Here is a 13,446-nt window from a genome sequence, read left to right on the forward strand (position 1 = left end):
GCCATGGCCCGTCGCACGTTCGTCCCGCGGGCGGGCGCGGCCGGGCTCACCCTGCTGCTGCTCGCCGGCTGCACCGGTGACGAGCGGCGGGCCGGTGAGCCGATCACCGAGGACGACGCCGCCGTGCTCGCCGAGCTGCTGCACCGCAACCACGAGGAGGGCGGGGCGGACTTCGTCGTCACCGTCCCGTTCGCCGACGACGCGGTGCTCACCCTCACCGGCGAGATCGACTTCCGCAGCGGTGTCGGGCAGGCCCAGGCCGTGACCGTGGTCGACGGCGAGGACCGCGACACCCGCACCCTCTTCTTCGACCGCGACGGGTTGTGGTCCGGCGACCTCCCGGGCCTCACCGAGGCCCTCGCCGCCGACGGCGCCCCCACGGCGAGCTACCTGCACCGGCCGCTGCCCGCGGAGCCGGGGGAGGCCGAGCTGATCGACGTCGTCGTCCGGGTGCTGCAGAACCTCGCCACGGACACCGCCGACGACCCCCGGAGCTTCCTGGCCGGCCCCTACCGGTGGGCGGGCGAGCAGGCGGTCGACGGGCAGCCGACCACGGTGTACCGGCTGCGGGACGAACGCACGGTCGCGGTCGCCGACTCGGACGAGACGCTGGTGCAGTACCGGACGCCGCTGCCCGCCGGCGGCCGGGAGCTGACCGTCACCCTGACCGACCACGGCACCCGCCGGCTCGCGCTGCCCGCGGAGGACGAGACGGCGGCGGCGGCGGACCACCCGGAGATCGCCGAGGCGTTCGGGGCCTAGGGGCGGGGAACGTCACCGCCGGTGGAGAAGCGGGAAGGGGCGGCCTCTTCCCCAGACCGCCCCTTCCCGGGCTCTTTCCTACCAGACCGCCGGCGATCGCGCTGCAGGCGCGCCGGGATCAGTTGTGCGTCGGATCGGCTGTCGCCGACGACAACACCGCCAGCCGGCCGGTCTGCCGGCCCAGCACGCGGCGCCACAGCCGCGGCCCGGAGAGGTCGGTGAGCACGTCGCCGGGCCGGCTCGGGACGCACGCCCAGGCGCCCTCGGCGATCTCCGCGGCCAGCTGGCCGGGGGACCAGCCCGCGTAGCCGGCGAAGACCCGCAGGCCGCTGAGCCGGCCCACCAGCGCATCCGGATCGCCGTCGAGGTCCACCAGGTGCACGTCACCGGCGACGGGCCGCAGGCCGGGCGCCGGCTCCTCCGCCGACGCGGTCGCCAGGCACAGCGCGGTGTCGGTCTCGCACGGCCCGCCGACGTGGAAGACGCCGGGGGGGACGGCGAGATCGCACCACCCCGGCAGCACGTCCCGGATCTGCACCTGGCTCGGCCGGCCCAGGACCACGCCCAGGGTGCCGGTGTCGGAGTGGTCGAGGACGTAGACGACCGACCCGGCGAAGGTCGGGTCGGTCAGCGCCGGCATGGCCACCAGCAGGGCGCCCGCGCTGACGTCGTCCAGGCAACCGACCGACAGCTGCGGGACCGCACGGGCACGTCGGCGACCTGTCGCGGGCCGCGTGGGCGGACCGGACTCGGGTTCGGGTGACGCAGGCGCCGGCGACATCTTTCCCAGTGTGCCCCAGATGCGCACCACCCGGGCGCGCCGCGCTGCCCGGCCGCCACGGCCGCCCGCTGCCGGGGCGGCGGTCACCCAGGGGACCTGCCGCCCCGCCCTAGGGTGATCGCGTGGCCGGGACAGGGACGACGGTGCGCACCCTGCTCGCGCGCCGGGACTTCCTGCGGCTGCTCGGCACCCGGCTGCTGTCCCAGTTCGGCGACGGCGTCTTCCAGGCGGCGCTGGCCGGCACCGTGCTGTTCAACCCCCAGCGGGCCGCCGATCCGGTCGACGTCGCCGCCGGCTTCGCCGTGCTCCTGCTGCCCTACTCCCTGGTGGGACCGTTCGCCGGGGTCTGGCTGGACCGCTGGAGCCGCCGGCAGGTCCTGCTGCGCGCCAACGTCCTGCGCGCCGGCCTGGTCGGCGTGGTGGCGGCGCTGGTGCTCGCCGGGGTCCAGGGTCCGGCCTTCTACGCGGCCGGCCTCGCCGTCTTCTCGGTGAACCGGTTCGTGCTGGCCGCGCTGTCGGCCGGCCTGCCGCACACCACCGACGAGGAGTCGCTGGTCACGGCCAACGCCCTGTCCACGACGTCGGGCGCCGTGGCCACGGTGGCCGGCGGCGGCGCCGCCCTGGCCCTCCTGCAGCTCACCGGGTCCGACGACGCCGGCTACGCCTCCCTGGCGCTCTCCGCGGCGCTGCCCTACCTCGGGGCGGGCGCCGTCGTCGCCGGCTTCACCCGGGCATACCTGGGCCCCGACCACATGGCGCGCTCCGCCCTGCTCTCCGCCCGGCAGGTCCTGGCCGGCATGGCCTCGGGCGCGCGGCACGCCTGGCGCGACCGGGACGCGGCCGCCGCGCTGACCGCGATCACCCTGCACCGGGTCTGGTACGGGCTCCTGACGCTGATGGTGCTGCTGCTCTACCGCAACACCTACACCGACGAGACCGGGGCGTTCCCCGGCGGGCTGGTCGGGCTGGGCGAGGTGGTCGCCGCGGGCGCCGTCGGCACGCTCACCGCCGCCGCGGTGACGCCGTCGGCGGTGCGCCGGCTGGGCAAGGAGCGCTGGATCGCGCTGCTGCTGACCGCGGGCGGGGCGGCCCAGGTGGCCCTGGGCCTGCTGTTCCAGCCGCCGGCCGCCGTGCTGGCCGGCCTCCTCCTGGGCCTGATGGGCCAGGGCGTGAAGATCTGCGTGGACGCCACGCTGCAGGAGTCCATCGACGACGACCACCGCGGCCGGGTGTTCTCCGTGTACGACACCCTGGTCAACGTCGCCTACGTCGCCGCCCTCGTGGCCGGCGCGTTCGCCCTCCCCGCGTCGGGGGTGTCCCGCCCGCTGCTCGCCGTCGTCGGCGTGGGGTACGTGGTGACCGCCCTGCTGCACAGCCGCATGACCCGGCGCTGAGCCGCACCCGCCCTCACAGCTCGGGGACGCACGGTCCCTGCCCCAGCGCCGCGAGACCGGTCAGGTCGCCGCCGGCGAAGTCGGTCACCGTGCGCCGGGTCTCGGGGAACATCAGCTCGCGGTCGTCGTCGACGTGGGTGAGACCGACCAGGTGCCCCAGCTCGTGCAGCACCACCGAGCGCATGGTCGCCAGGCCGTCCGGGGCGGCGAGGAGCTGCGGCCCCTGCCCGGCGTCGAGGCTCACCGTGCCGGTCACGTAGACGCGCGGCCCGTCCCCGAGGGACACCGCGGTGCTGCCCGCCTCGCCGACGACGTCCGCGGCCAGCGCGGGGTTCTCCGCCTCGGTCTGCCAGCCGATCAGGACCGGCGCCCACCGGTCGCCGTAGCGGTCGGGCTGGTACGGGGCCCGCTCCCCGGTGAGCGGCTCGTCGGAGTAGCCGTCGAACACGAAGCGCAGCCCGGTGACCTCGGCGACCCGCGCGACGGCGTCGTGCACGAGCTGCTCGGTGCCCGGTGGGGCCCCGTCGGGGCGGAGCACGTAGCGGATCTCGCGGCAGGGGTCGTAGGTCACCGGGGTGACGCCGTCCTCCTGGAAGGAGACGTAGCCGTAGGACCCGCCCTCCGGCGGGGGCACTGCGGGACGCCCCAGCGGCGTCGTCGCCCCCGCCGGCAGCGGCCGGTCGGTGGGCCGGGCCGGCGCGGTCGGGACGGGGGCGCCCGGTGCGGCGGCCGGCGGGTCGCCCGGCCACGGCCACGCCGGCGGGTCGGCGAGCACCAGGCCACCGGCCACCGCCGCAACGAGCAGCGGCACGGTCCACCGGCGACGGCGCCGGCGGGCCGGTGCCGGCTGCGGCGCCGGGGTGCCGGACAGCTCGTCGAGGACCCACTGGGGCGTGCGGCCGGTGGGCGACGCCGGCGGCCGGGCGTCGTCGGGGTGCGGGGGCACGCTCGTCATCTCGGCATCCCCGCGACCTCCCTGCACCCGGGCCACCCCTCCAGGGGTGACCCCGTCGTCGTCCCCCGGTGGCCGGTCAGGCCCGGCGGCCGGCCCACCAGGCGCGCAGCGCCGCCTCGGCCTCGTCGGGGTCCAGCGGTCCCCGCTCCAGCCGCAGGTCCTTGAGGAACCGCCAGGCCTCGCCCACCTCGGGCCCCGGGCCGAGGCCGAGGATCTCCATGATGGCGTTGCCGTCGAGGTCCGGGCGGACCCGCGCCAGGTCCTCCTGCGCCGCCAGCTCGGCGATCCGCTGCTCCAGCGAGTCGTAGGTCGCCGCGAGGGCGGCGGCCCGGCGCTTGTTGCGGGTGGTCGAGTCCGACCGCACGAGCTTGTGCAGGCGGGGCAGCAGGTCACCGGCGTCGGTGACGTAGCGGCGGACGGCGGAGTCGGTCCACTGGCCGTCCCCGTAGCCGTGGAAGCGCAGGTGCAGGAAGGTCAGCCGGGAGACCGCCTCGACGACGTCCTTCGGGTAGCGCAGCGCGGTCAGCCGCTTGCGCACGAGCTTGGCGCCGACCACCTCGTGGTGGTGGAAGGAGACCCGGCCGCGGTCCTCGTGCCGCCGGGTCGCCGGCTTGCCGATGTCGTGCAGCAGCGCGGCCAGCCGCAGCACCAGGTCGGGGGACTCGTGCGCGTCGTCGGCGAGCTCCAGGGCGATCGCCTGGTCGAGGACGGTGAGCGAGTGGGTGTAGACGTCCTTGTGCTGGTGGTGCTCGTCGATCTCCATGCGCAGGGCGGAGAGCTCCGGCAGGACGACGTCGGCCAGGCCGGTGGCCACGAACAGCTCCAGCGCCGCCCGCGGGGCGTCCTGCAGCAGCGTCTTGGACAGCTCGGCCTGCACCCGCTCGGGGGTGATCCGGGCCAGCTCGCCGGCCAGCGACGCCATCGCCGCGACGACCTCGTCGGCCGGGGCCAGCCCCAGCTGGGCGACGAACCGGACGGCGCGCAGCATGCGGAGCGGATCGTCGGCGAACGACTCCTCGGCGGCTCCGGGCGTGCGCAGCCGCTTGGCCAGCAGGTCGCCGAGGCCGCCGAAGGGATCGGTCACCGTGCGGTCGGGGCCCAGGGAGACGGCCATCGCGTTCACCGTGAAGTCCCGCCGGGCGAGGTCGTCGGTCAGCGAGTTCCCCCACGCCACCTCCGGGTTCCGGGAAGTGCGGTCGTACCGGTCGGCGCGGAAGGTGGTGATCTCGACGCGCACCCCGCGGACGTCGGCGCCCACCGTGCCGAAGGCGATGCCGGTGTTCCACGTGGAACGGGCCCAGCCCCGCAGCAGCTCGAGCACCTGCTCCGGGCGGGCGTCGGTGGTGACGTCCAGGTCGCCCGGGACGCCGGTGCCGCCCGATCCGGCCGCGAGCAGGGCGTCGCGCACCGAGCCCCCGACCAGGTGCGCCTCGAAGCCGGTCGCGGCGAACCGCTCGCCCAGCTCGGTCAGGACGGGGGAGACCTCCACGAGCTTCCGGACGGTCTCCTGGACGGCCGGTGGCACGGGTTCCGGCTCGGGACGACGCGGCGGGGTGGCGGACACGACGAGCCAGGGTAGTGCGGTGGCCGACCCGGTCCCCGCTGCGCTGCTCCCGGGGCCCGCGCCGATGCTCCCTGGGCTGCCGCCCGCTGTGCACACCGGTCCGACTCCGCGCCGGTCCGCTCCTCGCTCGTTCCTCGCTGCGATGCTCCCTGGGCTGTCGCCGGACTCGCGCTACCCTCCTGGCATGGCTGGGACGGGCGGGCGAGGGCGCCCGGGCCGCCGGCTGCGCCGGGTCGACGAGACCTCCGCCGGGGGCCTGGTGGTGGCCGACGACGGGGTGACCGGGCCCCGTGCCGCCCTGATCGGCCGCACGGACCGCCGCGGCCGGCTGCTCTGGTCCCTGCCCAAGGGGCACATCGAGGCCGGTGAGACCCCCGAGGACACCGCCGTCCGCGAGGTGGCCGAGGAGACCGGGATCATCGGCGAGGTGGTCGCCCCGCTCGGGATCATCGACTTCTGGTTCGTCGCCGAGGGCCGCCGCGTGCACAAGACGGTGCACCACTTCCTCCTGCGAGCCGTCGGCGGCGCCCTCTCCGACGCCGACGTCGAGGTCACCGAGGTCGCCTGGGTCCCGCTGGAGGAGCTGAGCACCCGGCTGGCCTACGCCGACGAGCGGGCACTCGTCGAGCGCGCGCCCGGACTCCTGGCCGACAGCGCGTGACGCGGCCGGCTGCCGCCCGCGCCGGCGGCCGCCCCGCCGCCGACGCGCCCGCCCGGCCGGGTGCCGCCCGGCGCGCGGCCGCGCTCGCCCCGCTGCTGGCCGGCAGCCTGGTGCTCGGCGGGCCGCTGCTGGCTCCGGGCGCCGGGCTCGCCCCGGCGGTCGCGGCGCCCGGCACCGCGGCCCCGGCCGACGCGGCCGACGCCGACCGCCCGGTGCGCATCGACGTGGCCCGGTTCGAGCCCCGCACGGTGACCCCCGGATCCCTCGTCACCGTGACCGGCACGCTGACCAACACCGGCACCGAGCCGATCACCGACCTGGCCGTGCGGCTGCAGCGCGGGGAGGTCCGCACCGACCGCCCCGCGCTCGCCGAGGCGCTGAGCGACCCCGATCCGGCCACGGCCGTGCAGCCCGCCTTCACGCCGCTGCCCGGCGAGCTGCGTCCCGGCGGCAGCACCGAGTTCAGCTACACGCTGGACTCCGCCGAGCTGCGGCTCGAGCAGGACGGCGTCTACCCGGTCCTGTTCAACGTCAACGGCACCGTCGCCGGCGACCAGGAGCGCCGGGTGGGGGAGCTGGCGACCTTCCTGGTGCAGCAGCCCGTCGTCCCCTCCTCGCGCACCACGGTCGCCTGGCTGTGGCCGCTGTCCGAGCGCAGCCACCGCGACGCCCCCGGCGACTTCGTCGACGACGAGCTCACCGGGGCGATCAGCGCGGGCGGGCGGCTCGACCGCGCCCTGGCCGTCGTCGAGCGGCTGCCCGCGGGCCCGGCCGACGGGGGAACCGGGCCCGCGGCGTCGCTGCCGGTCACCCTGGCGATCGACCCGGCGCTGGTGGAGGAGCTCGCGCTCATGGCCGAGGGGCCCTACGCCGTCGCCGGGGTCGCCGACGCCGGGACCGGGACCGAGGCGGCCCAGGCGTTCCTGGCCCGACTGCGCGCGGCCGCAGCGTCCCGCCCGGTCGTGGCCCTGCCCTACGGCGACGTCGACGCCGACGGCCTGCAGGCCGCCGGGCTGCCGGCGGTCGTCACCCGCAGCCTGCCGGGCACGCCGGAGGGCACGGCGCAGGACCCGATCGGCCCACCCCCGGTCGTGGTCGACCCGGCGGCGGAGAGCACCGCGCCGCCGGCCGATCCGGGGAACCAGCCCACCACGGGCGCCGGCGCCGAGATCCTGGCGCGGGTGCTCGACGTCGCGCCCGCCACCGACCTGGCCTGGGCCCCGGACGGCGCCTACGACCCGGAGACGCTCGCGACCCTGCGGGCCGGCGGCATCGACCGGGTGGTCCTCGGCAGCGGCGCGCTCACCGAGGGCGGCTCCGCCGTGGGCCTGGACGGGTCCGACGCGGTGGCCCGCACCGCCGTGGCCACCGGGGAGGAGCCGCTGGACGTGCTGGTCGCCGACCCCGCGCTGAGCGCCGTCGTGGGCGCGGCCCAGGTGACCGCCGGGGGGCCGCGCATCGCCGAGCAGCGCTACCTGGCCGAGCTGGCCGCCCTCACCCTCCAGGCGCCGCCGGGCAGCGAGCAGACCGTGCTGGTCGCGCCGCCGCGCGACGTCGAGGCGGGGCTGGAGGGTGCCGGCGCCATGATCTCCGACACCGCCGGCCTGCCGTGGCTGCGCGCGGGCAGCGTGGCGGCGCTGGGCGACGTCCCCGCGGCGGACGCCGGATCGCTGGCTCTCCCCGACGAGCGGACCGGCCTGGACGGCGCGGGTATGGCCACTCTCGGCGCCGCCGTCGCCGCGCGGGACGACCTCGCCGCTGCGGTGGCCGGGGACGCCGACCAGGCGCTGCGCTCCTACGACGCCGGCATCGCCCGCGCCGCCTCCGTCCTCTGGCGCGAGGAGCCGGAGCAGTTCGTCCAGGCCGCCGCGGACGCCCGGGCCACCCTGGCGCGGCTGCGCGAGCGGGTCACCGTCGTCGCCCCGGTGGACGGCACGTACAGCCTGGCCTCCAGCGACGCCCCCCTCGTGCTGACGGTGGACAACCCGCTGCCCTTCCCGGTGCAGGTCCGCCTCCGCGTCGAGACGCCGGGCAACCGGGGCCTGACCGTGGGGGACATCGGCGTGCAGACCCTGGCGCCGGAGCAGCGCACCACGCTCCAGGTGCCCACCGAGCTGAGCCGCTCGGGCGGGTTCGCGGTGACCGCCCAGGTGACGACGCCGTCGGGCAGCCCGCTCGGGGACCTCGTGGAGATGCAGGTGAAGAGCACGGCGTACGGCCCGATCTCGCTGTCCATCACGATCGGGGCCGCCGCGCTGCTGGGCCTGCTGTTCCTCCGCCGCCTCGTGCACTTCGTGCTCCGCCGCCGCGGGACCGCAGCCGCCGACGCGGGAACCGGCCCGGCGCCGGCCGGCCTGTCCACGCCGCCCACCCGGAGCCCGGTGTGAGCGACCGGCCCGAGACCACCGGCGACGGCGCGGCGACGCCGGGGGGCGCCGGGGCCCCCGACCGCGCCGGACCCGTCCGCCTCCCCCCGCCCCCTGCGCCGACCCGCGCGCCCGCGGGGCGGCGCCCCTGGGGTTCCCCGTCCCCCCTGCCGCCGGCCCCCTACCTGGCGACCCCGCCGAGCGACGCGGTGTTCGCCGCGCCGCCAGCTGCCGACGGCGGGCCCGCGGGTGCCGTCGTCGACGGGGCCGTTCCCCCGCCCGCCCGGCCCCCGCTGCCGCCGGTCCCGCCGCCGGCGGGCCGGTCGGCCCCGGCCCGCGCGGCCACCCCCGTGCCACCGCTGCCGACGGTGCGGCACCGCTGGGTGCCGGCCGCGGACGAGACCCAGGTCTTCCCGATGCCGGTGCTCCCGCCGGTGCCGCGCGCGGTGCAGGAGACGGACGAGGACGTCGAGCGGCGGGAGGGCGCGCCCGGCGCGAGCGGGGGCATCCTGCGGGCGGCCGGCACGATGGCCGTCGCCACGCTGGTCTCCCGGGTCACCGGCCTGCTGCGCACCATGGTGCTCGCCGCCGCCCTCGGCGTCGGCCTGTTCGCCGACGCGTACAACACCGTCAACACGCTGCCGAACATCGTCTACGAACTGCTGCTCGGCGGCGTCCTGACGTCGGTGATCGTGCCGCTGCTGGTGCACGCGCAGGAACGCGACCGGGACGACGGCGTCGGGTACGCCCAGCGGCTGGCCACCATCGCCATGACCGGCCTGGTGGTCATGACGGTGCTGGCGATCCTCGCCGTGCCGCTGCTGACCTCGCTCCTCGGCCTGGACGAGGACCCCGAGCAGTACCGGGTGGCCAACTGGCTGGCCCGCATCCTGCTGGTCGAGATCGTCTTCTACGGGCTGGGCGCCTTCGCCCAGGCGATCCTCAACTCCCGTGGCGTCTTCGGCCCACCGGCCTGGGCGCCGGTCCTCAACAACCTCGTGGTGATCGCCACCGGCCTGGCGTTCCTCGTGGCGAGCGGCCCCGGCGCCCTCGAGCCGGGCACCATCGCCCCGGGGCTGGTGTGGCTGCTGGGCGTCGGCACGGTGCTCGGCATCGTGCTCCAGGCCGTCGTGCTCGTCCCGCTGCTGCGCAAGGCCGGCGTGCCGCTGCGGCCCCGCTGGGGGCTGCGGGACACCGGCCTGCGGGAGGCCGGGGCCCTCGGGCTGTGGGTGATCGGCTACGTGGCCGTGAGCCAGATCGGCGTCGTGGTGGCGCTTCGGACCGCCAACGCGGCCCAGCGCGACGGCGGCCTGGGCTCCACCGCGTTCCAGTACGCCAGCCTGCTGTTCCAGATGCCCTACGGGATCATCGGCGTCGCCCTGCTGACGGCGCTGGTGCCCCGGATGAGCCGGGCGGCGGCGCGACACGACGTGCCGGGCGTGGTCGAGGACCTCTCCCTCGGCACCCGGCTGTCGGCGCTCGGCCTGCTGCCGGTCACCGCCGTGCTGACCGTCCTCGGCCCGCCCCTGGGCGTGCTGGCCTTCGCCCGTGGCAACACGTCGGTGGACGAGGCGCAGGCGATCGGCACCGCGCTGGCCGTCGGCGCCTTCGGCCTGCTGCCGATGGCGGTGACGCTGCTGCAGCTGCGGGTCTTCTACGCCATGAAGGACGCCCGCACGCCCACGCTCATCCAGATCGGCATGGTCGCCGTCCGGGTGCCGCTGCTGGTGCTCGTCCCGGTGGTCGTCGAGCCGGAGCTGGTCGTGGCCGGGCTGATGCTCGTCACCAGCCTCACCTACGTGGCGGGCTGGATCATCGGCGACCTCGCGCTGCGCCGCCGGTTCGGGGGCCTGCGGACCCGGGAGACGTTCGGCCCGCTCGCCCGGATCGCCGCGGTGGCGCTGGCGGCCGGCCTGGTCGGCGGTCTTGTCCGGATCGTGACCGACGACCTGCTCGGACGCTCCACCACAGGGTCGCTCCTGCAGGTGCTCATCGGTACCGTGGTCGTCAGCGGCGTCGCACTGGTCGGTCTGGTGGTGGCCCGCGTTCCGGAGCTCCGGGAGCCCCTGGCTGCGGTCAGGGCCCGGCTGGGACGCAGGTGACCGGAGACCCCCGGCCGGAGCCGACCGTGCCGGAGCGTCCGCCTCGGCGGCCCGAGCAGCACAGGGAGTCGACAGTGTCGATGGCGTCCACGACCACCGGCCTGCCCGATCGCTACCGCCCACTGGACCAGATCGGTCCCGACGAGACCACCCCGACCGGCGTCATCCAGAGCTGGCGGGCCAAGGACCGCGTCCTCAACCGCGACGTCGCGATCCGGGTGCACATCCCGGCCGGCCCCGCCGCGCACGCCTGGATCACCCGCGCGCTCACCGCCGGCGGGCTGGCCACCCCCGCGCTGGCCATGGTCTACGACGCCTCGGAGGGCAGCGGCGACCCGCAGTCCCCCGGCGGCGCGGCCTACGTCGTCAACGAGTGGATCGACGGCGAGACCCTCGGCGACCGGCTCAGCTCCGGTCCGATGCCCGAGCGCGAGGTGCGGCTGGTCCTCCGGCGGCTGGCCGAGGGCGTGGCCGAGGCGCACCGCGTGGGCCTGGCCGTGGGCGGGCTCTCCCTGGAGAACGTCGTGCTGCGGCCCAACGGGCTGGTGGGGCTGCGGGCCGTGCCCGCGGCCGCCGGCACGGTCGAGGGCGACATCACCGCCCTCGGCGAGCTGCTGGAGGCCTGCCTGACCGGTGTCGGGCCCGGCGCCGGGCCGATGACCGGCCCGTCCGACCTGGTGGCCCTCGCCCGCCGCGCCCGGTCCACCGCCCCCGGCCAGGGGCTCTCCAGCGTCGCCGCCATGGCGGCCCTGCTCGGCGAGCGGTCGCGCGCCGGCACCACGCAGAACCTCCACCCGAACCGGACCGACGACACCGACGGTGGTCGCCGGCGCCGCCGCCGCGACGCCGGTGCCCCGGTGCGGCTCGAGCCCGGCACGCTGCCCCCCGTCCCGCGGGGACGGTCCGTCGTGGACGGCTCTCCGCTGCCCGCCGCCGTGCTGGGCGGCGACACCATCGCGGCCGGTCCCGCGTCGTTCCCGCCCGCTCCGGGCAGGGACGAGGAGCCCTTCGGCGTCCTGCACGGCGACGGTGCGCGCGACGACGAGTACGACGGCTACCCGGCCGAGGACGACGTCGACGAGGACGCCGCCCGCAGGCGCAGGCTGGTCGTCGTCGGCCTCCCGCTGCTCGCCCTGGTCGTGGTCATCGCGCTGGCCTGGTGGTTCGGCTCCAGCGTGCTGTCGGTCACCAACTCGGTCGACGAGGAGATCGACGGCTCGACCCCGCCCGCGACCAGCGCCCCGGTGGCCGACGGCGGCGCGGACGAGCCGGCGCCCGAGCCGGGTGCGACCGCCGCCATCAGCTCCGCCGAGGTGTTCGACCCCTTCGGCGACGGCGAGCCGGAGAACGACGGGGACGTGCCGCTGTCCTACGACGGGGACCCCGCGACCGGTTGGTCCACGCTGACCTACCGGGGCTCCCCGGCCTTCGGCAACCTCAAGCCCGGCGTCGGCGTCGTCTACGACCTCGGCGACGCGCAGGAGCTCTCCGGCGTCACCGTGCAGACGCCGGTGCCCGGTGCCACCGTCGAGGTTCGCACCGGTGAATCGGCCGACGCCGCGCTGGACGACTTCGCCGTCGCCGCCGCCGGCACGCTCACCGAGAGCACCGACCTCGCCTTCGACGAGCCGGTCACCGCCCGCTACGTGCTGGTGTGGATCACCGGGCTGGTCGACGGACCCGACGGGTTCTCCGCGGAGCTGGCCGAGGTCGACGTCCGCACCGCGGGCTGACCCTCGTCCGGGGGGCCGCCCTCGGCGAGGGAATGCCGTACCTACGATCGGAGGTTGTGCCGCCCGTGACGACAGACCAGCCGACCCCCGGCCCCGCCGTGACCACCGGCGAGGTGACGCACCCGGTGATCCCGCCGGCCGAGCACGACGGCGTCCGCGACCTGATCATCATCGGGTCCGGCCCCGCCGGCTACACCGCGGCGACCTACGCGGCCCGCGCGAACCTGCACCCGCTGGTGTTCGAGGGTTCGCAGTTCGGTGGCGCGCTCATGACGACCACCGAGGTCGAGAACTTCCCCGGCTTCCCCGAGGGCATCCAGGGCCCGCAGCTCATGGACGACATGCGCACCCAGGCCGAGCGCTTCGGGGCCGAGCTGGTGCCCTCCGACGTGACCGAGGTCGACCTCACCGCCGAGCCGAAGATCGTCAAGGTCGGCGACACCGTCCACCGCGCGCACGCCGTGATCGTGGCCACCGGCTCCAAGTACCGGTACCTGGGCCTGGACAACGAGCAGCGGCTGCTCGGCCGCGGCGTCTCGGCCTGCGCCACCTGCGACGGCTTCTTCTTCCGCGACCAGGACATCGTGGTCGTGGGCGGGGGCGACTCGGCGATGGAGGAGGCCACCTTCCTCACCCGGTTCGCCAAGACGGTCACCGTCGTGCACCGCCGCGAGGAGCTGCGCGCCTCGAAGATCATGCAGAAGCGGGCGCAGGACAACGAGAAGATCCGCTGGGCGCTCGGCAAGCAGGTCACCGACGTGATCGGCGATGCCACCGTCTCCGCCGTCCAGCTGACCGACATCGCCACCGGGGCGACCGAGCAGATGCCGGTGACCGGCATGTTCCTCGCCATCGGGCACGACCCGCGCAGCGAGCTGTTCGCCGGCCAGCTGAAGCTGGACGACGAGGGCTACATCAAGGTGGACCACCCGACCACCCGCACCAACATCGACGGCGTGTTCGCCTGCGGCGACGTCGTCGACCACATCTACCGCCAGGCGATCACGTCGGCCGGCACCGGTGCCGCCGCCGCGATCGACGCCGAGCGGTGGCTCGCCGAGACCTTCGACGAGCGCTGAGGAAGGACCCCGGCCTTCCCGCACGAGGCGGCCCGCGCCGGGCATAACC

General features: G+C 76.4%; 10 protein-coding genes. 7 read left to right on the top strand and 3 right to left on the bottom strand.

What is annotated here, in order from left to right; all coding sequences use genetic code 11:
- The first annotated feature begins 3 nt into the window (after nt 1-3).
- Nucleotides 4-762: a hypothetical protein gene (locus ACI790_RS06925; protein WP_456569056.1), complete on the top strand. Its 759-nt coding sequence runs from the start codon at nt 4-6 to the stop codon at nt 760-762.
- A gap of 118 nt (nt 763-880) precedes the next feature.
- Here ACI790_RS06925 and ACI790_RS06930 read toward each other — a convergent pair whose 3' ends face one another.
- Nucleotides 881-1,402, bottom strand: coding sequence for a YqgE/AlgH family protein (locus tag ACI790_RS06930; RefSeq protein ID WP_456569057.1), 522 nt, complete (start codon nt 1,400-1,402; stop codon nt 881-883).
- A gap of 263 nt (nt 1,403-1,665) precedes the next feature.
- On the opposite strand from ACI790_RS06930, the gene ACI790_RS06935 reads away from it, so the two are divergent.
- Nucleotides 1,666-2,937 carry an MFS transporter gene (locus ACI790_RS06935; RefSeq protein ID WP_456569058.1) on the top strand — a complete coding sequence of 424 codons (1,272 nt, stop codon included), beginning with the start codon at nt 1,666-1,668 and terminating at the stop codon, nt 2,935-2,937.
- Between the two features lie 13 nt (nt 2,938-2,950).
- Here ACI790_RS06935 and ACI790_RS06940 read toward each other — a convergent pair whose 3' ends face one another.
- Together ACI790_RS06940 and ACI790_RS06945 are read right to left on the bottom strand one after the other, a co-directional pair.
- Nucleotides 2,951-3,892 carry a matrixin family metalloprotease gene (locus tag ACI790_RS06940; protein WP_456569059.1) on the bottom strand — a complete coding sequence of 314 codons (942 nt, stop codon included), beginning with the start codon at nt 3,890-3,892 and terminating at the stop codon, nt 2,951-2,953.
- Between the two features lie 76 nt (nt 3,893-3,968).
- The gene (locus ACI790_RS06945) at nt 3,969-5,456 is read right to left on the bottom strand and encodes a CCA tRNA nucleotidyltransferase (RefSeq protein ID WP_456569060.1); all 1,488 of its coding nucleotides are present in this window, start codon (nt 5,454-5,456) and stop codon (nt 3,969-3,971) included.
- Nucleotides 5,457-5,640: 184 nt separating this feature from the next.
- Here ACI790_RS06945 and ACI790_RS06950 point away from each other — a divergent pair, with 184 nt between their 5' ends.
- The 5 genes from ACI790_RS06950 (at nt 5,641) to trxB (ending at nt 13,397) form a co-directional block, all read left to right on the top strand.
- Nucleotides 5,641-6,117 carry an NUDIX hydrolase gene (locus ACI790_RS06950; protein ID WP_091930860.1) on the top strand — a complete coding sequence of 159 codons (477 nt, stop codon included), beginning with the start codon at nt 5,641-5,643 and terminating at the stop codon, nt 6,115-6,117.
- The gene (locus tag ACI790_RS06955; protein WP_456569061.1) at nt 6,114-8,504 is read left to right on the top strand and encodes a DUF6049 family protein; all 2,391 of its coding nucleotides are present in this window, start codon (nt 6,114-6,116) and stop codon (nt 8,502-8,504) included. Before ACI790_RS06950 ends, ACI790_RS06955 begins: the two co-directional genes overlap by 4 nt.
- The gene (murJ, locus tag ACI790_RS06960; RefSeq protein ID WP_456569062.1) at nt 8,501-10,585 is read left to right on the top strand and encodes a murein biosynthesis integral membrane protein MurJ; all 2,085 of its coding nucleotides are present in this window, start codon (nt 8,501-8,503) and stop codon (nt 10,583-10,585) included. The genes ACI790_RS06955 and murJ overlap by 4 nt, the downstream gene beginning before the upstream one ends.
- Before the next feature lie 80 nt (nt 10,586-10,665).
- Complete coding sequence (locus tag ACI790_RS06965; RefSeq protein WP_456569198.1) at nt 10,666-12,318, top strand: hypothetical protein; 1,653 nt, start codon at nt 10,666-10,668, stop codon at nt 12,316-12,318.
- Between the two features lie 65 nt (nt 12,319-12,383).
- Nucleotides 12,384-13,397, top strand: coding sequence for a thioredoxin-disulfide reductase (trxB, locus tag ACI790_RS06970; protein ID WP_456569063.1), 1,014 nt, complete (start codon nt 12,384-12,386; stop codon nt 13,395-13,397).
- Nucleotides 13,398-13,446 lie beyond the last annotated feature (49 nt).

It is taken from the genome of Blastococcus sp. SYSU DS0539 (assembly GCF_054050855.1).